Annotated in this window: 22 protein-coding genes; 11 read left to right on the top strand and 11 right to left on the bottom strand. The window is 59.0% G+C overall.

What is annotated here, in order from left to right; all coding sequences use genetic code 11:
- The first annotated feature begins 47 nt into the window (after positions 1–47).
- Genes BACI9J_RS11695 through BACI9J_RS11680 form a run of 4 tightly spaced genes read left to right on the top strand, consistent with a single transcriptional unit; the run spans position 48 to position 4,403 of the window.
- Positions 48–1,400 (top strand): ABC transporter substrate-binding protein, encoded by a 1,353-nt coding sequence (locus tag BACI9J_RS11695; RefSeq protein ID WP_159734532.1) that lies wholly within the window; start codon positions 48–50, stop codon positions 1,398–1,400.
- Positions 1,401–1,420: 20 nt separating this feature from the next.
- Positions 1,421–2,389 (top strand): carbohydrate ABC transporter permease, encoded by a 969-nt coding sequence (locus tag BACI9J_RS11690; protein ID WP_159734531.1) that lies wholly within the window; start codon positions 1,421–1,423, stop codon positions 2,387–2,389.
- Positions 2,386–3,300, top strand: a complete 915-nt coding sequence (locus BACI9J_RS11685; RefSeq protein ID WP_159734530.1) for a carbohydrate ABC transporter permease — start codon at positions 2,386–2,388, stop codon at positions 3,298–3,300. Before BACI9J_RS11690 ends, BACI9J_RS11685 begins: the two co-directional genes overlap by 4 nt.
- 41 nt (positions 3,301–3,341) lie before the next feature.
- The gene (locus tag BACI9J_RS11680; protein WP_159734529.1) at positions 3,342–4,403 is read left to right on the top strand and encodes an NAD(P)-dependent alcohol dehydrogenase; all 1,062 of its coding nucleotides are present in this window, start codon (positions 3,342–3,344) and stop codon (positions 4,401–4,403) included.
- A 150-nt stretch (positions 4,404–4,553) separates the two neighbouring features.
- On the opposite strand, the gene BACI9J_RS11675 is transcribed toward BACI9J_RS11680, so the two are convergent.
- Entirely contained in the window at positions 4,554–5,363 is an 810-nt protein-coding gene (locus BACI9J_RS11675) for an alpha/beta fold hydrolase (protein WP_159734528.1), read from the bottom strand.
- Positions 5,363–6,625: an amidase gene (locus BACI9J_RS11670; RefSeq protein ID WP_201296566.1), complete on the bottom strand. Its 1,263-nt coding sequence runs from the start codon at positions 6,623–6,625 to the stop codon at positions 5,363–5,365. The genes BACI9J_RS11675 and BACI9J_RS11670 overlap by 1 nt, the downstream gene beginning before the upstream one ends.
- Positions 6,626–6,839: 214 nt before the next feature.
- On the opposite strand from BACI9J_RS11670, the gene BACI9J_RS11665 reads away from it, so the two are divergent.
- The 6 genes from BACI9J_RS11665 (at position 6,840) to BACI9J_RS11640 (ending at position 13,312) form a co-directional block, all read left to right on the top strand.
- Complete coding sequence (locus BACI9J_RS11665) at positions 6,840–7,859, top strand: LacI family DNA-binding transcriptional regulator (protein WP_159734526.1); 1,020 nt, start codon at positions 6,840–6,842, stop codon at positions 7,857–7,859.
- A 10-nt stretch (positions 7,860–7,869) separates the two neighbouring features.
- Positions 7,870–8,853 (top strand): helix-turn-helix transcriptional regulator, encoded by a 984-nt coding sequence (locus BACI9J_RS11660; protein ID WP_159734525.1) that lies wholly within the window; start codon positions 7,870–7,872, stop codon positions 8,851–8,853.
- A gap of 105 nt (positions 8,854–8,958) precedes the next feature.
- Positions 8,959–9,195: a hypothetical protein gene (locus BACI9J_RS11655; RefSeq protein WP_159734524.1), complete on the top strand. Its 237-nt coding sequence runs from the start codon at positions 8,959–8,961 to the stop codon at positions 9,193–9,195.
- Entirely contained in the window at positions 9,195–10,745 is a 1,551-nt protein-coding gene (locus BACI9J_RS11650; RefSeq protein WP_159734523.1) for a sodium:solute symporter family protein, read from the top strand. Before BACI9J_RS11655 ends, BACI9J_RS11650 begins: the two co-directional genes overlap by 1 nt.
- Positions 10,746–10,816: 71 nt before the next feature.
- On the top strand, positions 10,817–11,704 hold the full coding sequence (locus BACI9J_RS11645; protein ID WP_159734522.1) for an alpha/beta fold hydrolase: 888 nt from the start codon (positions 10,817–10,819) through the stop codon (positions 11,702–11,704).
- A 633-nt stretch (positions 11,705–12,337) separates the two neighbouring features.
- A complete protein-coding gene (locus BACI9J_RS11640) occupies positions 12,338–13,312 on the top strand; it encodes a cyclase family protein (protein ID WP_159734521.1) in 975 nt (324 codons plus the stop codon).
- A 322-nt stretch (positions 13,313–13,634) separates the two neighbouring features.
- On the opposite strand, the gene BACI9J_RS11635 is transcribed toward BACI9J_RS11640, so the two are convergent.
- The 5 genes from BACI9J_RS11635 to BACI9J_RS11615 form a co-directional block, all read right to left on the bottom strand.
- A complete protein-coding gene (locus BACI9J_RS11635; RefSeq protein ID WP_159734520.1) occupies positions 13,635–14,825 on the bottom strand; it encodes an FAD-dependent monooxygenase in 1,191 nt (396 codons plus the stop codon).
- A 19-nt stretch (positions 14,826–14,844) separates the two neighbouring features.
- Positions 14,845–15,528, bottom strand: a complete 684-nt coding sequence (locus tag BACI9J_RS11630) for a TetR/AcrR family transcriptional regulator (RefSeq protein ID WP_159734519.1) — start codon at positions 15,526–15,528, stop codon at positions 14,845–14,847.
- Positions 15,521–16,438 carry an alpha/beta hydrolase gene (locus BACI9J_RS11625; protein WP_236558849.1) on the bottom strand — a complete coding sequence of 306 codons (918 nt, stop codon included), beginning with the start codon at positions 16,436–16,438 and terminating at the stop codon, positions 15,521–15,523. Before BACI9J_RS11625 ends, BACI9J_RS11630 begins: the two co-directional genes overlap by 8 nt.
- Before the next feature lie 215 nt (positions 16,439–16,653).
- Positions 16,654–18,084, bottom strand: coding sequence for an APC family permease (locus BACI9J_RS11620; protein ID WP_159734517.1), 1,431 nt, complete (start codon positions 18,082–18,084; stop codon positions 16,654–16,656).
- A 71-nt stretch (positions 18,085–18,155) separates the two neighbouring features.
- Positions 18,156–18,563, bottom strand: coding sequence for a hypothetical protein (locus BACI9J_RS11615; protein WP_159734516.1), 408 nt, complete (start codon positions 18,561–18,563; stop codon positions 18,156–18,158).
- 225 nt (positions 18,564–18,788) lie between these two features.
- Between BACI9J_RS11615 and BACI9J_RS11610 the strand changes: the two genes are divergently transcribed.
- Positions 18,789–19,703: a dihydrodipicolinate synthase family protein gene (locus BACI9J_RS11610; RefSeq protein WP_159734515.1), complete on the top strand. Its 915-nt coding sequence runs from the start codon at positions 18,789–18,791 to the stop codon at positions 19,701–19,703.
- Positions 19,704–19,714: 11 nt separating this feature from the next.
- On the opposite strand, the gene BACI9J_RS11605 is transcribed toward BACI9J_RS11610, so the two are convergent.
- The 4 genes from BACI9J_RS11605 to BACI9J_RS11590 all read right to left on the bottom strand — a co-directional run bounded on the left by BACI9J_RS11605 (position 19,715) and on the right by BACI9J_RS11590 (position 23,792).
- Complete coding sequence (locus tag BACI9J_RS11605; protein WP_236558669.1) at positions 19,715–20,431, bottom strand: YoaK family protein; 717 nt, start codon at positions 20,429–20,431, stop codon at positions 19,715–19,717.
- 145 nt (positions 20,432–20,576) lie between these two features.
- Positions 20,577–21,302 (bottom strand): GntR family transcriptional regulator, encoded by a 726-nt coding sequence (locus BACI9J_RS11600; RefSeq protein ID WP_159734514.1) that lies wholly within the window; start codon positions 21,300–21,302, stop codon positions 20,577–20,579.
- Positions 21,303–21,405: 103 nt separating this feature from the next.
- Complete coding sequence (locus BACI9J_RS11595; protein ID WP_159734513.1) at positions 21,406–23,220, bottom strand: gamma-glutamyltransferase family protein; 1,815 nt, start codon at positions 23,218–23,220, stop codon at positions 21,406–21,408.
- Positions 23,221–23,267: 47 nt separating this feature from the next.
- A complete protein-coding gene (locus BACI9J_RS11590; protein ID WP_159734512.1) occupies positions 23,268–23,792 on the bottom strand; it encodes an Lrp/AsnC family transcriptional regulator in 525 nt (174 codons plus the stop codon).
- Positions 23,793–23,934: the final 142 nt, after the last annotated feature.

Genomic DNA, 23,934 nt, shown 5'->3' with positions numbered 1-23,934 from the left:
AGGAGTGCGGAGACTGCGCACCCCCCCGAAGAACGAAGGAGTCCTCAATGCGCTCAAAAACACGTGCGGCAGCCCTTGCAGCCGGCGCTTTGTCCATCGCGCTCACCGCCACGGCCTGCGCCGGAGCGGGCGGAACCGGAGCTGGTGACCAGAACAGCATCAGCGTCCTGATGGTCAACAACCCGCAGATGGAAGACCTGCAGAGGCTCACTGCGGATAACTTCACCAAGGAGACCGGCATCCGCGTGAACTACACGGTGCTGCCGGAGAACGATGTCAGGGCGAAAATCAGCCAGGAGTTCTCCAGCCAGGCCGGACAATACGACGTCGCTTCGTTGTCCAACTACGAGATCCCCTTCTACTCCGCCAACGGCTGGTTGGCCCCTCTGGACAACGTGGCCAAGGATCCCGAGTTCAAGCAGGACGACATTCTGCCCGCCTACACTGCGTCCCTCACCGGCACGGACGGCAAACTCTATGGTGAGCCGTTCTATGGTGAATCCTCCTTCCTGATGTACCGGAAGGACGTTTTCGATGCCAAGGGTCTGACCATGCCGGAGAAGCCCACCTGGGATGAAGTGGCCGAGCTCGCCGCAAAGGTGGACGGCGCGGAACCCGGGATGAAGGGCATCTGCCTCCGCGGCCAGCCTGGTTGGGGGCAGGTCTTCGCGCCGCTGACAACGGTGGTCAACACCTTCGGCGGTACCTGGTTCGACAAAGACTGGAACGCGAAGGTCAACTCGCCCGAATTCACCGAAGCAACCCAGTTCTACACCAAACTGGTGCGGGAACATGGCCAGGCCGGTGCAGCCCAGGCAGGCTTCACGGAGTGCCTGAATAACCTGACGCAAAGCAAAGTGGCCATGTGGTACGACGCAACCTCGGCCGCCGGCGCGCTGGAGGCCGAAGCTTCCCCGGTGAAGGGCAAGATCGGATACGCCCAGGCCCCGGTGAAAGAAACCTCATCCTCCGGCTGGTTGTGGACTTGGTCCTGGGCTTTGCAAGCGGCTTCCAAGAAAAAAGACTCCGCTGAGAAGTTCATCGCATGGGCCAGCTCCAAGGAATACGAAGAACTGGTCGCCTCCAAGCTCGGCTGGGCAAAGGTGCCCTCAGGCAAGCGCATCTCCACGTATGAGAACGCCGACTTCCAGAACGCCGCCCCGTTCTTCGAAGCCGAACGCTTTGCCATCGAGAATGCAGACCCTAAGAACCCCGGCCTCCAGGAACGCCCCGCCGTCGGCATCCAGTTTGTCGGCATCCCCGAGTTCGCCGCTCTCGGCACCAACGTCTCCCAAGGCGTCAGCTCTGCCATTGCCGGACAGGGGAGCGTGGCTGAGGCCTTGACCAAGGGCCAGGAAGCCGCGCAAAAAGTTGGCGACAAATACAAGAACAAGCAATAACCGAACCGCAGGAGAACATCATGACTACCGCAACGGCGCGCATCTCCCGCCCGGGACATGCCACAGCCAAACCTTCACGAAACAAAGCATCGCGGGAACGCGCCCTGGCCTGGGCACGGCGCGCGCCACTGCTTCCAGCCCTGATTTTCCTCATCATCGTCACCCAGCTCCCCTTCGTGGTGACCCTGATCATCTCGTTCCTGAACTGGAACAGCCTGAGCCCCGGCACCACCGGTTTCGCCGGCTTCGAGAACTACGTCACGGTCCTAACAGATCCCGATCTCCGCCAAGCAATCTTCACCACCATCCTCCTCACGGTGGCCGTGGTCCTGGCGAGTCTGGTCATCGGCCTGGGCCTGGCCCTGCTGCTGGATAAGAAATTCATCGGACGCGGACTGGCAAGGACACTGCTGATTGCACCGTTCCTGGTAGTGCCCGTGGCCGCTGCCCTGATCTGGAAGCACGCACTGCTCAACCCCACCTACGGCCTGATCAACGGCATCCTGACGTGGGCATGGTCCCTGTTCGGCAGCGATACTCCTCCCCAGCTGGACCTGCTGTCGCAAGCACCGCTGATGGCCGTGATCATCTCGCTGGTGTGGCAATGGACTCCATTTATGATGCTCATCCTGCTGGCCGGCCTCCAGTCCCGGCCCATGGACACCGTAGAGGCAGCCCAGATGGACGGTGCCACACCGTGGGCCATCTTCCGGCACCTGACACTCCCGCACCTGCGGCAGTACCTGGAACTTGGGGGGCTCTTGGGTGCCATCTACATTGTCCAGAATTTCGACGCCGTCTTCACCCTTACGTCCGGTGGCCTGGGTACAGCGAACCTCCCTTACGCGATCTACCAGACGTTCTACTACGCCAATGAATACGGGCTGGCCTCCGCGGCCGGCGTGGTGGTGGTCATTGGCACCATCCTCGTGGCGACCTTCGCCCTCCGCACCGTTTTCTCGCTCTTCAAGAAGGAGGCAGCACGATGAGCACACTCAGTCCTGCCGCAGCCCGCACCACGCCTGAAAAGTCCAGCACGCCGTCGGGAACCCGCCGTCGCGGCAAGTCCCGCATGGACCCCACCCGCAACAACACGGCCGCCGGTCTCGCCGCCTGGCTGCTCGCGCTGCTCTTTGCCACACCCGTCCTCTGGATGATCCTGACCTCGTTCCACTCCGAGACTGACGCCGCCACCAACCCGCCGTCATTGGCTGCCAATCTCACCCTGGACGCTTACAAGGAGTTCTTCGGGGAGACCTCAGGCGTCAGCCCGTGGCCTTCGCTGATCAACTCCGCCACGGCCTCCATCCTGTCCACGGTTCTGGTGCTCGTCCTGGCCATTCCCGCCGCTTATGCCCTGTCCATCCGGCCGGTGAAGAAGTGGACGGACGTCATGTTCTTCTTCCTCTCCACCAAGATGATGCCGGTGGTCGCGGCGATCCTGCCGCTGTACCTCTTTGCCAAGACCGTTGGCGCACTGGACAACATCTGGTTCCTGATCCTCATGTACACCTCCATGAACCTGCCTATCGCAGTGTGGATGATGCGGTCCTTCCTCGCCGAAGTCCCCGTCGAAATGCTGGAAGCGGCCCAGATCGACGGCGCCAACCTGATCCTCACGCTGCGCAAGGTGATCGCACCAGTCGCGATGCCTGGCATCGCAGCCACAGCCCTGATCTGCTTCATCTTCAGCTGGAACGAACTGCTGTTGGCCCGGGTACTCACAGGCGTTGTGGCAGGCACTGCTCCCGTGTTCCTGACCGGATTTGTTTCCAGCCAAGGCCTCTTCCTAGCCAAAGTCTGCGCGGCTGCCGTCGTCATTTCGCTGCCAGTGCTGCTCGCTGGATTCGCGGCTCAGGACAAGCTCGTCCAGGGCCTCTCGCTCGGCGCGGTCAAGTAATTCAGCGCGGTCAAGTAATCAACTCCAAAGGACCCGAAATCATGACAACCTCAACGACCCAAACCCCCTTGCTTAACCAGCCGGAGCTGCCAGCCACCATGCGTGCGGCCATCCTGCAGCGCCAAGGGGAAATGACCATGGTAACGCTGCCCATCCCGCACCTCGACGCCGACCAGGTGCTGGTGGAGGTATCAGCGGTCGGAGTCTGCGGAAGCGACGTCCACTACTACGAGCACGGGCGGATCGGCGATTACATAGTGGACCACCCCTTGATCCTCGGCCACGAACTCGCAGGGCGGATTGCTGCCGTCGGGAGTTCAGTGGACCCCGCCCGCATTGGTGCGAGAGTCGCCGTCGAGCCGCAACGCCCCTGCCGAACCTGCAAGCAATGCAAGGCCGGACGCTACAACCTCTGCCCGGAAATGGAGTTCTACGCGACGCCTCCCGTGGACGGCGCCTTTGCCGAGTACGTCACCATCCAAAGCGACTTCGCGTACGACATCCCGGACAACGTCAGCGACGAAGCAGCCGCCTTGATAGAGCCGCTCTCCGTCGGGCTCTGGGCGTGCGAACGCGCAGAAATCAAGCCCGGCAGCCGGGTCCTGATCGCCGGCGCCGGACCGATCGGCGTCATTGCGGCGCAGGCCGCACGGGCCTTCGGCGCAAGTGAAATTTACATCACGGACATCGCCGAGGACCGTCTCGCCTTCGCCCTGGAACACGGCGCCACCCACGCGCTGAACGCGAAAACGGACAGCGTGCAAGGGCTCGGCGTCGACGCCTTTATAGGCGCTTCCGGCGCCCCTCTAGCGGTGCGTTCCGGCATCAAGGCCGTCGGACCCGCGGGCCGCGTGATCCTGGTGGGACTCGGCGCGGACGACGTCGAACTGCCGGTTTCCTTCATCCAGAACCGCGAGATCTGGCTCTCCGGCGTATTCCGCTACACCAACACCTGGCCCCTCGCCATCCAACTCCTCGCGGAGGGCAAAGTAGACCTGGACATCCTGGTCACCGGCAAGTTTGGACTCGCTGAGTCCGAGGACGCCCTCAAAGCTGGCAGGCAGCCCGGCCAGCTCAAAGCCGTGGTTTACCCGGGCCGATGACCAACGAGCGATCCACGCTCGTCGCGGACCGTGGCGCATCCTAGTGACGAGTCAACGTTGACCAACCGGTGGCGTGCGTAAGCATTGCCAGCGACGGCGCCGTGAGTAGGTTGACCGGAAGCCTGAATATTTCGTGACGGCAATGACGAACTAGCTGGAGTGTTGGGATTCGTTGTGCTTCAAGACAGCTTGCGTGAGGTGCTCCGCCAGAACGGCCGGCGCTTCACTGTGTGCAAGATGGCCCTGATTTGCCATGCGTACGATCTGGGCGTCGGGAAGGGCACGCGAAAAGACATTGAAAGCGATACCGTATGGCGGCTTCTCTTCGTTGCGTTCGCCAAGCATCAGGGTGATTGGAGCGGTGATTTCCCTGTATCGAGAGAGCGCTGCAACATGGTCATTTATTGCAGCCAGCTCATCAACCAGGGGGTGAACAAGAGGACGAAGGACAGGCCAAATCGGGTCTGCACGCAGGGCTGCCATATATTCGGCGGAGTAACCGGCCATGACCCGCTTTACCACCTCGACTGCGCTGTCCAAATCGCCCCTCCCAAGAGCAAGACGCAGGGGTTCAAGGGCGTTCGATCCGAACGGGCTGGAGACGGGCTCATACGCGATGACAGAATGGAGGTTGCGTCGCTCTGTCGCCGTTTCCAGAGCAATCAGTCCGCCATAGCTCCAGCCGAACAAGTGAACGTCCTCTTCGAGAGTGTTGAGGATGTGGTGCAAATCGTCAATTTCAGTCCGGACTGAGTACCCTTGGCCGGTTGGTCCACTGGGCAGACGCCCGCGGCGGTTAAGGACTATTACCGGGTTGGCCAAGTTCAAAGCGTTGGCGACCGGGCGCCAAGTGTACGCATCCGACATCACCCCAGGGACAATCACCACCGGCGGACCGCTACCCTCTCGCAGCTCCGCCGTCAAAGTTGTTCCTTCGCGGTTGAAGGTAAGTGTTCGCATCAGTTTCCTTTCATCGGGTACTGGGTCTCTTCGATCTGCGCGGCCACCCTCAAGAGTTGGGATTCGGCTCCAGGGGGACCTATCAGCTGTAGTCCAGCCGGCAGCCCTTCGGCTGTGCCCGCTGGAATGGAGATGGCCGGGAGTCCTAAAACGCTCCATGGGCTTGTTAGGGAGAGAAGAGCCTTCCGGGTCTCCAGGCTGCTCCCGTCGATGAACTCCATACGGCTGTTGAGCCGGGGAGGGGTCAGGGGGATCGTCGGAAGTGCCAGAACCCCGTACCGATTCAGCAGAGGCTGGATTCTTTGGCGGGCACTGTGCCTAAGCTCCATCGCCTTGACATACTCCCACCCTGGAATCTCGCCGCCGGAAAGCAACCGCGCGAGTACTTCGGGGTCGTAAAGTTCGGGCGAGTTGAATATCAACTCAGAATGTTGGGCGTATGCCTCACTGCCTTGGATGATCCTGTATGCCTCTCTGAGGTCACTGGCTTCCTGGACGTCGGCTTCCCCGGTGAGAAGTTGATCGACCCTGCTTCGGACCGTACAAGTGATTGAAGGCTGGGTCGGATAGATCGAATCCGGCTTGATCCATCCGATACCAGGGGGGAGAGCTATAGTCCGGGTGCCCCTCAATGCGGTCCACAGCAGGAGACAGTCGGCCGCGGTGCGGGCCAGCAAACCTATGGTGTCCAGGGATGGTGCCAAAGGCACCATCCCGCGGGTGGGCAAAGCTCCGTGGGTTGGTTTGAGCCCTACAACGCCGCAGCAAGACGCCGGAATGCGAGCGGAGCCGCCGGTGTCGGTACCGAGCGCCAACGGGATGATGCCAGCGGCAACCGCGGCAGCGGACCCGCTGCTCGAACCACCAGCCATATGGTCCGTATCGTGTGGGTTGCGCGTAGGGCCGGTGGCAGAGCGATCTCCGGTGGGTCCGTTCGCAAATTCGTGGGTCGTGGTCTTCCCAATAATGATCGCCCCTGCCTGGACGAGCCGTTCAACGCATTCGGCGTTTTCACGGGCTAGGTGGTTTTTTCGGTGACGCGAACCTGCAGTTGTTGGCATTCCTCGTACATCGATGACGTCCTTAACGGCAACAGGAATGCCGTGCAGCGGCCCCCGATCAATGCCCGAGGCCAGTTCAGTGCGAGCCTTCGACGCCGCAGCGTGGGCGCCGTTCTCATCGAACGAGACGAACGCGTTGATCGAAGGCTGCCAGCGGTGGGCCTCCTGCAAGGCAATTTCCACAAGATCCGCTGGGGTCATAAGCCCACTCCGCATCATGCCGGCGAGCTCGGAAACACCAAAGTTGGCGAAAAACCCAGCTCCAGGGGGAGTCTTCAGTCGTGCTTCGGCCGATCGCATACGTCCCTCTTTGCAATTGAGATGGTGTTGGTTGAATTGCATGTAACCATACCCAAACGTTTGGGACAATCGTTTGGTAAGATTTGTACTCAAATCTCAGAGGAAGTTTTCAACGATGCCAGGTAGATATAAAAGCAGCTCGGTCACGCTGAAAACGATCGCGCAGGCGGCAGGGCTCGACGTCTCGACAGTGTCGAGGGTTCTCAGCGGCTCTCCTGAGGAGGTTTCGCGCGCGGCATCACCGGCTACGGCAGCAGCAGTGCGTGACTGGGCTCAGCGGCTCGGTTATCGGCCCAACCCACACGCAAAGAGCCTGCGAACGGCGCAAAGCAATCTGATCGGAGTATTGGTTCCCCGGTTATCTGACATGGTGCTCGCCACTATCTACGAGGGGGTGGAAGACGCGGGTGCCCGCCATGGACTCGCCACGTTTGTCATGAACACTTACGACCGCCCGGCCGAACAGCGCGCCAGAATTGATTTGGCTTTGTCCCGTCACGTCGATGGCCTCATCCTCGGCGACGCGCACCGTGACGCAGTTGTACTCGATGAAGTGGCGGCGCGCGGAGTTCCCTTCGTTCTCGTGAGCCGGTACGCGTCCAAGTATCCATCCGTGACCTGCGATGACTATCTGGGAGGCAGCCTTGTTGCCGAGCACTTTCTGGACCTTGGGCACGAGAAGGTTGGCGTAGTCGCTGGCGAACCTTTCGCCAGCACGGGCGTGGACCGGAGCGGTGGCTTTGTCGATACGTACCGAAAAGCCGGCGTTGAAGTGCTAACAGTCAATTCCGCTTTCGATGCGAGAGGCGGCCATGAGGCAGCGGAACACCTCCTCAAACAAAACCCTAAATTGACAGCCATTTTTGCTGTCAATGACTTCGCCGCTATTGGTGTTCTCGGTGCAGTGCGGGACGCGGGACTGCATCCGGGCAAGGACGTCGCCGTGGCGGGCTACAACGACACTCAGCTCGCAGCAGAGCTGCCTTTGCCCTTGACCAGCGTGCGCTCACCACTGCACACCATGGGCACCCGGGCGCTGGAGCTGCTCGTTTCCGTTCTCCAGGGACAGAATCCGTCCTCTGAGCGCCTGACCCCGGAGCTGGTCATCCGGGAATCAACATATTCTCCCAACTAGGAATGGTTCAATGCGCGCCTATCCAGCATTAGAAACTCCCTTTGCAGCAACTCCGGTCACTCTTGAGCGCGCAGAGCAAATTACCAGACTCCTTCGCGACCTGGTGCGGTGTGATGCTGTATTACTTTCAGCGTCGAACCCTGCCGGGGAGCGATCTCAGCACCAGAAACTCACCTCGGACGGCTACTCCGAGGACGCCGTGTCACAACTGCTTGAAAACTTCATCCCGGAAACCAGGAATCCAGGGTTCGGTGTGGTGCGGAACCGGGTTCGTCAGGCTCTCCGATGGGCAGACCTTGATCGTGATTGGGACGTTCATTTTGCCTTCACGCCCCTGGCCGAAGAATATCTCCGACCGGCAGGCTTTAACGAAGGCATATCTGCCAGTCTCTGGTTGCCCGGTGGGCATCACGTGGGAGCCATCCATATGAATTGGTTGGGGGAACGGTCTGCAACAGAAGAAGCCAGGAGAATTGTCGAGCAGTTCCTTCCGGTGCTTGCCGCCGCCTGTGACCCATCCCAACCGTACCGGCTCCTGGCCGAAGAATTGCATGGCGACGCAAACGTGGCGGTGATAGCTGCCGGTTTTGACCAAACCATTGCTGGCCGTGAGCTAGGCAAGACACTCCAATCGGACGGACCGTTATGGCCGCTACTTCTGCCGCTCGCCCGTCATGGGGACAGCAGCTACATCTGGCTTGACGGTCAGGGGACTTGCCACAGAATCAGCATCACACGATGTGTACAAAACACGGCCCTTGTGGCAGAGCGGGAAGTGTTACCGCCCTATGGGCTAACTCCCAGAGAGCTTCAGATCGCCACGCTTCTTGCTGATGGCGTCAGTAACCCTGAGATAGCTGATGAGCTGGTAGTTAGCCGACGAACGGTCTCGACTCACGTCGAACACATCCTTGCAAAGCTCGGGGTTTCATCCCGTGCTGAAGCAGCCGCACTTGTTACCCGCGAGGGACTTCGACTCATTCACTCTTCATAGGGAGGAAAAGATACGTCACGTGACCGATATCACTGAGGGCGGGGCTTCCTTAGGCTGGGATTTGTCAACGATGACACCCCCAAACATAGTCCTAAGTGAGGCATCATGGAACGCGCAGAGATTCACAGGCGGTCCTTTTCTAATCTACTTTTCGGCACGCTGTTCACCCTGATATTTGTGCTGGCCTTGGCGCCGCCGCTGTACATCCCACTTTCTGCAGAGCACAAGCTGTTTGCCGGCGTTCCCGGCTCAATCTGGTATCTCCTTTTGATCTCGGCGGCACCCATCGTGGTCGCTTACGGCCTGTGGCGTGTTGAGGGACGGCGGGGGGAGTTGGACTGATGCTTATCACTTTCGGAGTCCTCGCGGCATTCTTCTTGCTTATTGTCCTTGTGCTGCATAAAACCAAGCATGGCCGCAGCGTCTCGGATTTCAGCAGCTATGCGGTGGGCGAAAGGTCATTTTCCAGCTGGTTCGTATCAATGGCTTACACCAATTCGTGGTGGCCCGGCTCAACGTTTACTGCGGTCTTTGGATTTGCCGTGGTCAGCGGTGTCATTGGTTTGTACTTCCTCGTCTATTCCACTTTGGGCGTTCTCGCCATGTACTTCATCGCGCGACCAGTGTGGAAATGGGGCAAACAGTTCGACCTACGAACTCAGTCGGACCTGCTGTCCCTGCGCTACAACAGTCCTGGACTGAAGCTACTTAGCAGCGCCATTAGTGTGGTGGCTCTACTTCCCTGGCTCATCCTCGGACTCATTGCCATGGGTGCGGTCATCCAATGGGCTTCCTTGGGAAATCTCTCGTTCGAGGTCTCGATTCTGATCGGTATCGCAGTGCTCGTAGTTCGTCAGTTCTGGACTGTGCAAATGGGCATGCGTGGACTGATCGTCACCGACATGGTTCAGGGGATCGTGGCATACGTCGGTTCTGCCGTGCTGTGCTTGGGCCTGCTGATCTTCTACTTCGGCGGCTTCTCGAATCTTGAACAGCTGACCACCGCGCAGCTAAGCCTCCCAGGCTACGGCTCAGAAAGCGGCGAATGGTTCTACTTCGGAATTGTCGCTTCCGGGATCATCGGCAGCTTGTGCTGGCCCATGATTTTCACCCGGATTTATACCGCCGGGAGTGTGCGGGAAGTCAAGAAGGGCTCCCTCCAAGCCATGGTGATCGGCTTTGTTTTCTTCGTGTTGCTTATGGCTGTGGCGCTTTGCGCCGCGCCCATGTCCCTTGCCTCGGCGGATCCGTTGTCGGCCTTCTTCGCCCTCACGCAAGACGCTGGTGGAACTTGGCTCCTTGCCTTTGCGTTGCTCATCGTCTTTGCGGCCAGCATGGGATTTGTTGACGGTGTCACACAATCCCTTGGGACGCAGGTTGCCAACGACATCGTCGGCGTGATCCGGCCGTTGAGTGATAAGCAGGAACTTTATCTGGCAAAAGGATCCATGGCGGGCGCCGCCATCATTGCAGCAGTCATCGCAAATCAGATCTACGGGTGGTCAAACCTGGCCGGAGTGGCCCAGCTTGCCTACCAAGCAATCATCCAGCTGGCTGTCCCTATTTTCGGTGGACTGATCTGGCGCCGCGGCAACAAGGACGGAGCCATCGCGGGGCTTTTTATCGGCACAGTGATAGCCCTGGCGCTGACCATTCCGTACATGGATACAGGTGGCGCAATTCCGTGGCTCGGCGGGTTTGGAGCCGGTTTGGTTGGGTTGATCGTGAATCTGATTGTTTACGTCCTGGTCAGTCTCACCCGTCGAAGCAGCGACGCCGAGCTGTCCAGAGTTGACGGCCTTTTCCGCGCAGCCCGCTCCCGTGCCGAAGTAGCAGGGGAAACTTCTGCACTGAAGGAAACGGAATCCGTACCGAGCCAAGAATCAGCATGACATCCATACCACTGGCTCCAGGCGCAGCCTCCGGCCAACGAGTCTCACAACAGGAAGAAAGTAATAGGAACATGAGAAAGATCGAGCAGACCGTAAGCGTCCCGCACCTTGGCGGATCAGTGGTTGGATACACACTGAGCGGTCAATATAACCCGGATCTGCCCACACTGGTGCTGATCAATTCCTACACCACATCTGCTGAACTCTATAGGCCCCAGTTCGCCAACGCCGCCCTGACGTCGGCAGTGAACCTCCTGGCACTTGAACCCTACGGTCACGGCCGTACAAGAGCGTCCTACCAACACTTCTCTTACTGGGACAGCGCAGTCGCCAACCTGCAGGCCCTGGCCGCTTTAGGTATCAACGAGGCCTTCGTGCTGGGGACATCCCAAGGAGGATGGATAGCGGCGCGCATGGCCTTGTTGGCGCCGGAAGTAGTCCGGGGAATCATTCCGCTGGGCTCGTCCATGGATTCCGAGACCCTCAAAAGCCGGCAGCTCGGCTGTTGGGATGCCCCGGAATTCTGCACGCCTTTCATCGAGGCCTTCGCAGACCCGGTACCGGACGAATGGGTGGTACCCGAGCAGTTTGTCGACGATACCTTTGACGCTGCACTGGGCGGACTCGCACCTGAGGAACGCAAATTCTGGCTGGCTACCTACCGTTCCAACTACTCCGGAGACGACGGTCGCCGACGGCTGTTGCTCAGCACCATTAACCTCAGGGACCGTGACGGGCTTCATGGACGACTGCGGGACATTACTTCACCCGTGCTGTGGTTGCACGGCTCAGAGGACAAGGTCTATTCCGTGGCCAATGCAGAAAAAGAAATCCTCATGTTCACTGGTGCGCGGGAGGTCCGGCTGGAGGTCATCGAAGGCGGTCATCACTTCCTGAGTGCTTCAAAGCCCGCAGAGGTTGACTCGGCAGTTCTTGAGTTCATCAAAAGCTGGTCCTAAAAACATCAGTGGGCCAGGTCGTGTGGCTGGCCCACTGATGTAATTTGGATCAAGAGATGGCCGTTAGGCAGCTTCAATCCTGACTGTCCGGTACGAATTGACAGTCGGAGGAGCCAGCGGCCGCCACGGAAATGGGATCGAAGATCATGGAAACCAACATTAAAATCCCGGATGTGCACCCAGCGGGGGACTAGCACGTTTGCAGAGTGGGCTATGACGATTGGGTGCATCTCAACAAGGGGGACAGGGTGCTCGTCCAAGTACCTGGGTCTCCAATCCTAAGAGCCACCGTCGACGATATAGGTGATGATGCCTCCTATTTCTGGTCATGGATCGACGGGTACGGCCGCAAGATGACCTTTGATGGCGACAGTTCAACGATTTTCAAGTTGACTGAATCGCCCCGGTAAACCGGCGCCTCCGTGCTTGGGCTGCCTAGTGCCTGGACTCCCTAGGAATACGGCGCTGTAGCCGGCAGGGATGCCAAGCCGCGAGAGCTGGTCATCATTCCGCCCTAGTCTGCGCCACCGGCACCTCGCCACTGAGGCCAGAGCGATCGACCGAATTGACGCCGATCACAAGAATCTCTTCAGCAATTGGTGCTGCAGTCCCGAGAAACCTAAGGAGCTAGCGATGACTGAGACCGAGGAAACCCTGGGCACGCCCACATTGCAGGAACTTCTACGTGATTCGCCTAAGAATTGGGGGAAGTGGGGACCCGAGGATGAAGTCGGCTCCTTGAATTACCTTACAGTCGAAGAAGCTCAGCGCGGTGCGGCGGAAATCCGTACCGGGAAGAGTTTTACTCTGGCCATTCCAATTGGCAATCCAGAAGGCGATCCGATCTGGCCCGGCCGAAAGACCGCAGTGAGGACTAACGTCATGGACCGGAGAAATTTTCTCTGTGGGACAGGCCCTAGCTTCAATGGCGATCTTGAATACGCCGATGATGTGATCACCATGTATCTTCAGGGAACCAGTCAGTACGACGCGTTGGGGCATATGTGGTACGGCGAAAAAATTTACAATGGGTATGCCGCAGAGACAACCATCGGGAGCCTGAAGAAGGCCAGCGTCTTCCCTATAGCAGAACGCGGAATCGTGGGAAGGGGCATCCTCATCGACATCGCGCGCTTTCGGGGCAAAGCGGCCTTGGAAAGAGGCGAAACTTTCTCCCATGAGGACCTGGTGGCTGCTGCGTCAGCACAGGGTGTCACCATCCATAAACGCGACATACTACTTATTCGCACAGGCTGGGTCGGCTCCTATTACGAAACGGAGGAAACGGAGTTCTACCGCGACTTCCTAGAACCTGGCCTGACCTACTCCCCGCAGCTAGTGGAGTGGTTCCGAGATATGGAAATACCCAACCTAGTCACTGATACCATCGGCAACGAGGTCACCCGCGACCCGGTCAGCGGAGTTGACCTTCCACTGCACAACGCGCTCATGCGTAACCTGGGCATCGCATTTACGGAAATTATCGCCTTGGATAAACTTGCCGAGGATTGCTCCTCTGACGGGCAATGGACTTTCCTCTACACTGCCGCTCCTATGAAGATTGTTGGCGGCTCGGGCGCACCGGTCAACCCGGTCGTTATTAAGTAGCCCGTCTACCAGCGTTGTGGCCGCGCTCGAATGGGCCCGACGCAGAGCCAGAGACTGAGTGTGCGTGATCCGCCAGCGCCGATAATGGACGTTTTGTCAGGTCGAGCGAAAGCTCACGCTCCGCCACCCAAGTCAACAGGGAACTCCGACCCTGCGGCACGCGCCGACCACAGAGTTGATGCGGTTTCTGCCAGGCTTACTCGCTGCAGTTGCTGGGCTGGCTGACGTGCTGGGGTCTGCGGATGGCGGTGCGGCGCTGGTCGGGGTGAATGTTCGCAGAAGGCGGCTGTCCGGTATCCCGGAGAGCCGCCTTGTGATGTTTTTAGGCCAGCGGGAGTGAAATCAGGGGAAATTGTCGGTTTCGCTCATCAATTTGGTCCTGGGTCTCCGGCACCATGAAGTCGCGTGCTTCCAAGACCCCCTCTTGCGCCTTGACCACAGCAGGCCGGAGGCGGGACTCGTACCGGGCGAATGCGACTCCATGTGCGTGATCGGAAGCGTGGAGTTCTTCAGCGAGGATGGCAGCACCCATGATCGCTAAGGATGTTCCCCTCCCTGAGAATAGCGATGCCGCGTGCGCGGCGTCCCCGACCAGCACTACACGTCCTTGGGACCATCGGGGCATGTGAACTTGGCTGACGGAGTCGAAGTAGATCTCGGAGGCTTCCCACGCGGCATCGAGAAGAAACGGGATGTGCCATCCTTGCTCTGCTTCGAATGCTTGTATAAGGAGCTTCTTCTGCGCTGTTGTATCTCGGTAGTCGTATTCGGTTTCCGGGCCTCTGTAGGCAAAAACACCGAACGAGCGGTCTCCGTAGTCGTTGATCCCCACCATCCGGCCCGGGCAGTTGAACGTTCGGCTTTCGCCGCTGATACCTTTGCTGGAGCGGGGGAGGTCGACGATTGCGTAGTAAACGCCCAGGTGCTTTCGATACAAGCTTTCCGGACCAATCAGAAGTCGCCGCACTGAAGAGTGAATCCCATCGGCGCCCACGACGATGTCAAAGGTCTTCTGTTCCCCGCTTGCAAACTGCACAACAACGTTTGTTTCACCATCAGTGATGGAAACCGGCCAGTCGCGATACACGAATTCGGTGGTCCCGTCCGTCTTGGCATGAAGGATGTTAATCAACGCTTCACGGGAGATCTCGATGTCATCGTCGGAGTCGTTGGCCATTTCCAAGGGTAGTTGGGCAACAGCATCCCCGTTTTCGTTGACGAAAGTGGTAAACACTGGTCGTTCATCACTATTTACCCTGTTCTTACGCAGGTCTTCAAGAATTTCCATTTTCCCGGCGACGGCCAACGCTTCGCCGCGGACGTCGATAGGCGTTCCAGTCAGTCTCAAGTGCGGTGATCTCTCAACCACTGTTGTTCTGTAGCCGACAGCCGAGAGTTGGGCGGCCGCAGAGAGACCTGCCATGCTGGCGCCCACGATGAGTGCAGTGCGGGTGCGAGCAGTGTTGGTGGACGCGGAGGGCGCATCCTGGGTGGTTGGGACTTCCTGTGGCATGGTGGCCTCTCTGGGATGGTTAGGATTTGTTGTGCGTTTTGGCTGGGCGCCGAAGTTTTTGGGACGGCACGCTGCGCAGTAGATATGAGGTGACTGCTCGGATGAGTTCCCTCTCGTAAACCTCGGGGTTGGGAAACCCGTCATACACGTGTTCAGCCTCGGTGATAGTCCCTAATGATGTGACGCGCATGAGAAGGCCTTGCACCATAAGTTCGTATACGAAGTCAACAGATTCATCGAAACCAGTGTCCCTGCCAGGATGGTTGAGAAGCAGGGTGTGGCGCAGAATTGTCTTGAGTCTCTGATGGAACAGGAACCCACGTTTGCGCATCTCAGCATCGTGAACGCTCTGCGCGAAGATGAATGCAAAGAGTTTCCGTTGATCCGTGAGTGAACCTGACAGTTCGGTGACGAAAGCATCTATGGTACTTTCAACATCGTCCGCGGTGATTTGGAGCCGCTGTTCGAGTTTGAGCTCAAGCCTGGTCAGTACGTCGTTCTTCACCTCACGAAGCAGCGCTTCTTTGTTCGCGAAATGTGCGTAAAGCGCGCCTATCGACAGTCCAGAGCCTGCTGACACCGAAGCCATATTGAATTCCGAGTAGCCGTGGAGATCAAGTGCTTTCTCGGTGGCTCCGAGTATTCGTTGAGCCGAGCGACGGCTCCGTTCCTGGACTGACTTGGAGCTGGTTGCGTTAATCACGGGGGGCTCTGGTACTTGGGTCAGCCCAGGATGCCCGCAGAAAGGTGATAGCCTGCTGGACTGTTTCTCGTTGAGAGAATACCTGGTCTCCGTGCTCGGCCCCAGCCAGCGTTACCAACGTGGAACTCCGGCCGAGACCCAAGAGCCCTTCGTGAAAACGAATACTTTGGCCAAGGCCAACGCGATGGTCAGCGTCTCCATGCATGAACAGGAACGGTGGAGAATCTCCTCGTTCCCGGGCAACTTGCAGTGGCGTGGCTTGGGTTGCTCTTTCTGGATTCTTCATGGGATCGAAGCCCAGGAACTGACGAATGATTCCGGCGAGTTCTTCCTTCTCATGCTCGGTATTCTCAAACGCGTCTTCACTTAGCTTCGCGAAATCCGAGATGCCGTAGTGGTTTACGACCGCGGAGACATGTGTGAGTGTATCGAGATCGTCCCCGATGGGTCGGCTCAAAGGAAGTTCTCCGGAAACGGCGGCCATGGAAGCAAGGTAGGCACCGGCGGAGCTTCCCCACAGGGCGATCGCGTTGGCATCCAAGTTGAATGCTTCGGCGTTCCTCCGCGTCCATCGCACAGCGGCGCGGACGTCTTCGACGGGGTCCGGGAAGTGGGCTTCTCCGGACAGGCGGTAGGACACCGAGACCACGGCTATTCCTTGCGCAGGCAGGGATTGCCATGGTCCCATCGCCTTGATTCCTCCTAGAAAGCTACCTCCGTGTACGTACACAACTGCAGGGTAGGGACCTTTTGATCCTTCCGGAAGGTGAACGTCCAGAAGCAGCGGCCTCCAGCCGAGGGGGGAAGCATATGAGAGATTCAGGTGGCTAAGGCAGCCATCGAGCACCCTCTGGGGAGGTGGGCGCAGCAGCTCAGCGGGAGCTAGTTCTTCATAATCGAACGCTGGCATGAGCGTTGAAATATGGGTGCCCGATTCGTCGCTGGTTGGCTCGTGGTCTGGGAACATGCGGCTTGCTTTCTACTCGGGACTCAAAGCCCTGGTCACCTCTGGGCTGCTGAGGTACAGAAACCGAATTCTGTTTCGACAAGGCGGACAAAAAAGAGGGCCGGACGGACCGGCTGGCCTGGATGCGGAGCCACGAAGGGCTCCGCATCCAAGTCCCACTACTCCCTAAGATGTTCCTCCAGGTCAGCGGCGTGGCGCCTTCTGTAAGCGATGGCTCCATAGATTGCAGCCGCAGCGGGGATGGCCGGCATCAGGGCCACCACTAGGGAGTCGCTTCCGGTGACCGCTTGGTAGTTCATGACGATGATGATCACGATGATGAGCAGGCCGGCTCCCGAGATCGCCGGGGCCACGATGGTTGCCCAGAGTCCTTCGGGAAGGAGCTTGCGGGTGCTTGCGACGATGATGCTGACGCAACAGCCGATCATAAGTGAGGTCAGCGACAGCGATGTAATGCCTGAAACAGCCGGGAACAGGTTCACTATGGGATCGGCTTGTGTCAGGACGAACGGAACCAGCATGACAAAGGAAATGGCAATCTGGACCATTGAGCTGATATAGGGGGTGCCGAACCGCGAGTGTGTCCGGGCCAGGCGTTTGGGGAGGAGGCCTGTGCGTCCCAGTGCGAAAAGGTACCTCGCCGCCATGTTGTGGAAGGCGATTGCTGCGGCCAGGAAGCTGACAGTCACCACGGTACTCAGCACACCGCCGGACCAAGGACCCAGGTACATGTCAGCGGTGCGGAATACCAGGGTCCCGGCATCCTCAAGAGCCACGGACTGAACGTCGTCGAAGGCCGACACGATGGACCAGGTCGAGAAGACGAAAACGGCAGCCAAGAGGATCAGGGAACTATAGGTCGCAATTTTGATGCTGCGGCGGGCCGCTTTCGCTTCCTCGCCATATATTGCAGTTGCTTCGAATCCGGCGAAGGAGAGCACACAGAAGACCAAGCTAATGGCGATGTTGCCGTTGAATGCAGCGGAGGGAGAGAAAGCAGCCAACGACCATCCTTCGGGACGTTGCAGGAGGATTGCAACGCCGAGGGCAATGATAATACCGAACTGAATCAAGGAGATGCCCGTGGTGAAGCGTTGGGCTATTCCGACGCCGCGAACACCCAACACCCCAGTTACAACGAGTGCGACTGCTCCGTAGACATACCAAGGCACACTGAGTCCGGTGTAAGACTCGACAGTGAGGCTCGCGAAGTAGCCGGTGGCAGCGATCATCCCTCCTGCAGCCATGTTGTACGCCACGGATGCCACAAAGGCGGAGGCCGCTCCAGTCCGCTTTCCCAATCCGTAACCGATGAAGACGTAGTACGCTCCGGCGTTGGTGACGTGCCTGCTCAGGACTACAAAGCCAACTGCGAAGATGGCCAAGAGTCCTGCCACGAGAATCAGTTGACCTACGGTGCCGGCACCCACCCCAAGTGCAAGGCTGATGGAGAGGTTTGAGGCCATTGCTGTCATCGGTGCGGCTGCGGCGATAACCATGAAGGTCATCCCAAAGGCTCCGATGGTGTTCTTTTTTAGTCCGGGTGAAGCAGATTGTGCCACGTCTGCGGCGCTGCCCTGAACGGTCATATTTTCTTACTCCTAAAGTGTTCCCGCCCGTTGGGGAGGGCGGGTGATGGCTGGTAGGGCCCTGGAGCGAATCAGTACCTGTTGCGTAAGTCGGTGACTTTGCCCAAGTCGTTGGCGACTGTGGGCAAATCCGTTGCGCTGGGGGACTCTTCGCTGATGAGCTCGATGATGTAGTGCGTCGTTGCATGATCGTCGAGGCTTCGGACCCTGTGAGGAACAAGCGGTCCTGATGAACCGACAGTCTTGAAAGCGACGTATCCGGGCTGGGCGACTTGTTCCAGTGACCAATCGTCATCTCCAAGCTCCTGGCCTTGGACGTGTCCGTTTTCGGGCCAGAGGATCACATGGTCGTGGAAATGCTGGTGGTAATCGAACATGCCGTGGGCGGGGATGGTCATCGACCACACCCGGACCCTCTCGTTTTCGAAGATCAGTTTGTCTCCAGGGGTGGGAGGGTATGTGCCCTGTGCGTCCGTCATGACTCTCCTGGTCGATCCGTTCTTGGCCGGAGCGAGCTGCTACAGGGCCGCTTCGATTCCAAGGATTGGATGTAAATGTGTAGAATTGGATCCGATTTGATGTGACGAATATCGCACGCATCCGGTGGCGGCGTCAACCCGTCACGGAAAATTCACCGTTTGTTTCTGTCGCCTGGGTGCTTGGTGCCACCAGAGGCGCGAAGCACTTCCATGATGGGAAAGAACTTGACGAACGCAGAAGCATCCCGGACCGGCGCCGGTCCGACCGCAGAACCTCCCTTGGATCTATGGGGCATGGTTGCAACGCCATTCCTAGCGGATCTGAAGGGGGTTGATGAGAATTCGCTGGGGCAGCTGGCGCTGACGCTGGTCGAGCGAGGATGTACAACGCTGGTAGGCCTTGGTGTTATCGCCGAGCCGGGTAGCCTCTCCATGAGTGAGAAGCTGCTGTCGATGGAAGTGATTGCGGAGGCTGCCGGCAAAATACCGGTAGTAGGGTCGGTTATGTCGGTGAGCGAAAGTGAAGCGTTGCTGGAAGCCGGGCAGCTGGCGCGAGCCTTGCGGGGGCAACTCTCGGCGATCATGGTGCCGGTTACCAGTAGCGACTCAGCGACATTCCGCGGTCATCTTCAGGGCGTCCACCGGGCTACGGGGCTGCCGATCCTGGTTCAGGATCTACCGCGTGCCACGGGCGTCCGGATCAGCGCCGAGGATCTCTCGACGGCCGTTGCAGGCTTGGATTTCATCGCAGGTATCAAATGCGAGGCTGAGCCTACGTTTGCGACCATTCAGTATCTGGCGGCTACAACGTCGTGTCGCCTCATCGGGGGCTTCGGGGGGTTGGGTTTGGTGGAGGATCTTCGCGCTGGAGCAGTTGGAATGGCTGCCGGGATCACCCGTCCGGAGGTGCTTGCCGCGGCCATGGCGGCGTGGCAGTCAGGTAATGAAAGTCGCGCCGCCGCCCTCATCGGGGAAATTTCCGGGCTCATTAATTTTGAAACCCAGCCGGGGACGAGTGTAGCAATCCGAAAAGAGCATTGGCGCCGGCAGGGCATCATCGAATTCGCTGGGGTCAGGCCGCCGGCCAGCTCGTGGTCGGCGGCCTTCGATCCGCACAGCCGTTTTTATGGATATATGTGAGCTCGGTGCGGCTAAAGTGCGGCGACCTGAGTTTGCGACTCGGGCACCGGCGTCGGCCGCCCCGAAAGATGGCCGACGACAGCTGCGACGAGGGTGATTGCTGCTGAAAGGGCGATGCCAAGGGCCAGGTGCACTGTCAACAGAACCGCGCCGACCGCTGCGCCGGCACTGATGAGCAAAACCGCCAGTAGGCGCCGCGGCCACGGTTGGGAGATGCGGGCCGCCAACCAAGAATCCGCAGAGAGCCCGGTAATGGTCGAAGTGACGACCACCGTAGTGACATCTTTGACACCCAGGTGTCGGGCTGCGGCGGCTTGGGCACCCATCGTCGTTGCCATGACCGCAGCGACGGCAATCTCGCTCAATTCCGGGGCTCCGGCGGACTCAAGCCCCAGATATACAGCCAGTGCGGTCAGGGCCAGGCCTACACCCAGCAGGATCCCGGTGGTGACGGCGGACCATGCTGCTTTCAGCCCTCGAAGTGCGCGCCCGGCTATTGCTGCGCCGGCCATAAACCCCCCGAGCGCAACGGCGGGGCCAACAATCGGTAGTCCATCCGCGCCGGCCAGGGCCATACCAAGGATGACCACATTCCCTGTCATGTTGCCGGTGAAGACTTTGTCGAGGCCTAGGTATCCCACGGCGTCGGCCACCCCGGTGGAGAACGTCAAACCCAGCATCAGCCAAAGGTGAATCGTCGCCACCTTGGGGCGATTTCTAGCTTTCACAGTTCCGCCCCGCTCAAGTCAGTGAGCCGGCGGAGGGGGTGGGTCATCGTAAAGGAGCTATCAACTGAATATGTCATAAGCTAATGATATCCAAAGCGGCGAGAATTGGATCCAAAATGACTCAAAGTTATGACCGCAGTAACTGTCAGCCTTGTTGCGTTTGTGATCCCACGTGAATTTCGACAAGTTCCCGTGCCCGGGCGCTGTGCTCAATGGTCAGTTTGCGCGCAAGTTCGGAGTCCCGTTCTTCGATTGCGTCCGCGATGCGCACGTGCTCTTCTGCATTGTCGCTGAGCAATCGAGGGTCCCCTCCGAGCGCTGACCATGTCAGGTTTCTCGGCATCCGGTGATGCAGGGCGTTGATGCTCAAGCTGAGCTGCCTGTTGCCGGAAGCTTGGATAACGGTGCCATGGAAGAGCTCATTGGCTTTGTACCAAAGTTCCTTGGCCTTCTCGTTGAATCCCTTGCGCGCTTCTTCGGCGGCCGCTTCAAACCATTGCCCTGCCTCATGGAGCTTGTCCATTTCGGCCTGAGTGCAGCCGCGTGCCGCGCGGAATGCCGCATGGCCTTCAAGTACGCCACGAACCTCAAAGGCCTCTGCAATATCGCGCATGGAGGGCATCTTCACGCGGGCGCCACGGTTTGCGACAATCTCGACGACGCCGAGTGCCTGGAGTCGGTGGAGCGCTTCGCGTATTGGCATCCGGCTGACCCCGAATTCTTCGGCCAATCTCTCCTGCCGAATCCACGACCCGACACCGAACTCGCCGTCGCTAATTCGTTCCTGAAGTGCGTTGACCAGAAAGTCGACGGTGCGTGCCCGCCCTTCGGTTGGTTGAAGGCGGGTGTCACTGTCAGTGGGGTCAGTCATTGGGTCCTCCAAGATCGATGCTAACGCATTTCAGTCAATTGGATCCTATCTGAATCAAATACCTGTAGGGATGTAGTGACTGAAGCAGCGCAGAGAAGGAAGGTCATCTACCGGCGGCGTAGCCCTGATTGCCTCGTGGGTTTGCGGCCGCACTGACTTGACCGGTCCCGGGATCCCTGAGGACCGTCGATAGGCGCCCCAGGGACCAGGCGTCGACCACGGTCACGTCGTGGCCCCTTTCCCTTAACTCGGCCAGGACCTCAGGCTGAAGACGAGACTCGGCAATGACACCCAGTGCGTTCCACGTTCGTGGCCAGAACGAACTGGCCAGGGCGCTGGTGTGGAATGTCGGTGCATCTATCGCTTCTTGGGGCGCATACCCTCCTACAAGCGTCCTGAGTAGATAGAGCAGCTGCCACTGATCCTGTTGATCACCGCCCGGCGATCCCAAGGAAGCGACCACACGGCCATCTCGCATCAGCAGCGTGGGGCTTAGTGTCGTTCGGGGCCTGGCCCCTGGACGGAGTGCCGAAGGCGAGGATTCGTCCAGCCACGTCATCTGCAGTCGCGTCCCGAGGGCGAAGCCCAACTCGGGGATCGCGGGGGAGGACTGTAACCAGCCGCCCGATGGCGTCGCGCTGACCATGTTTCCGTATCTGTCGACGACGTCCAGATGGCAAGTGTCTCCCCGGGTTTCGCCCGTTATCCGGACGGTGGGTTCGCCGGCGCCCAGCGCGGAGGTCGAATCAAGGGCATTAACAAGTGGGGGCCTGTGCGCAGGGATTCCGGGCAAAGCTCCCGGCCGGAAGTCCTTTGATGCATAGTCCGAAATGAGCTGAGCCCGGTCCCTGCCGTATGCGTCGGAGTACAAGGCTGTGAGATCGGCCGGCTCCGCGCGCGAGTCACCGTAAAAGGAATCCCGGTCAGCCATGGCGAGCTTCAGTGCTTCGATGATGGTGTGGGCGCCGAGGGCTGTTGATGGATCCAAATGTTCATCGTCGAAATTCTTAAGGATAGCCAGACACTGCAAAAGTACCGGTCCCTGCGACCAGAAACCCGCTTTGACAACAGTCGTTCCACGGAAGTCCATGGATACCGGTTCTTCGCTGCAGACGTTGAAGTCAGAGAAGTCACTGAGGCCGATAACTCCCGCGTGATCTGTTCCGGACGAGTGCCTATGGGGCCTGCGTGCGAAAGTGGTAAGGGCTTGGGCGACAAAACCTTCCTTCCACTCCTTGAGGGATTCACGGATCCTGCCCTGGCGCGTATTAGCCGCGCTACCGGCTTCAACCAATCGTTTCAGGACATTGGCGTAAGCTACATTTTTGACGTTGTCCCCCGCTGCCGGAAGTTTCTGGTCCGGGATCCAAAGCGACGCGGAAGTAGGCCAGTGTTGCTCAAAATGCACTGCCATGGTGCCGATCACTGCCGCCGCTTGATGACCTAAAGGGTGACCATTCTCTGCGTAGTGGATGGCGTACTCGAGCACTTCTGCCAATTCCCACGTTCCGTGGTCGGCCAGCAATGTCATCCAGGCTTCGACGGCCGCCGGGACAGCTGCCGCAAGCGCTCCGGCACCAGGCACTGAATCGAGACCCTCCGCGGTAAAGTGCTGAATAGTGGCTCTCGCCGGAGCTGGTCCCTGACCCATCAGAACGCGCGGATCCCGGCCCCTGGGTGCGTAGAGCGCCACCATGTCACCAGCAGGCCCGTTGAGGTGGGGTTCAACGACGTGCAGCACGAAGCCAGCCGCTACGGCTGCGTCGAACGCGTTGCCCCCACGCTCCAAAACAGACTGGGCACTCGCCGTAGCCAGCCAATGGGTGGAGGCGCTCATGCCGAACGAGCCCCGAAGAGTGGGCCGGGTAGGCGTCGCAGCCGCCGTCGTGTATTTCGTTGCAAAACCTGTGTGCGTCATGAGCCTAGTGTATTCAATTTTTCCATTTTTGGATCCAATTTGTGAGTCTAGTTCTCGTCTACTTCCGCGCTGGCGGGAAGGGGAGTGGATCGGCCCCATCCTAAGTCCTTAGTGAGATGATCCAGGAGTGGTTGAACCCGATAGGGCAGCGGGGTGGAGACCGTAAGCGTTGTGTTGGTGTGCCGAACGCCGGGAATGTCCACCATTCTGGCTGCAGCGGACTGAACTCCCTGCAGGGTGGTGGAGGCAACCCGGACCATGAGGTCTTCGCGTCCTGCCTGCGTAGTGACTTCAAGAACCTCCGGGATCCTGCTGAGTGCATCGACCACCTTTGCGAGCTGGCGCTGGTCCAATTCCAAGCCAATGAAGGCTTGGACGGGGATGCCCGCTGCCTCCAAGTCCATCACAGGGGCGAATCCCTTGAGTATGCCTGCGCCTTCCAGCCGTTGAAGTCTTCCCAGAACCGTATTCCGTGAAATTCGCAGTTGCACTGCCAGTTCCGCTACTCCCACCCTGGCCTTACTGTGCAGCCGCTTGAGGAGTTCGGCGTCAAGCTTGTCAATGGTGATCATTTTGTTCAGCTGCCCCTTCGAGTGCATCGCGCCAAGTGGACGATTCGTATAGTTGCTAACGAATGTGTTGACCATATCACCATGCTTACATCACGATTGTGGAACAGATCCATATTGGATCCAATTATCCGGCATCAGGAGG

It is taken from the genome of Arthrobacter sp. 9V, assembly GCF_902506065.1.
In the GTDB taxonomy this organism is placed as follows: Bacteria; Actinomycetota; Actinomycetes; order Actinomycetales; family Micrococcaceae; genus Arthrobacter.
The sequence above is the reverse complement of the archived record's forward strand: the minus strand, read 5'-3'. Positions and strand labels throughout refer to the sequence as shown.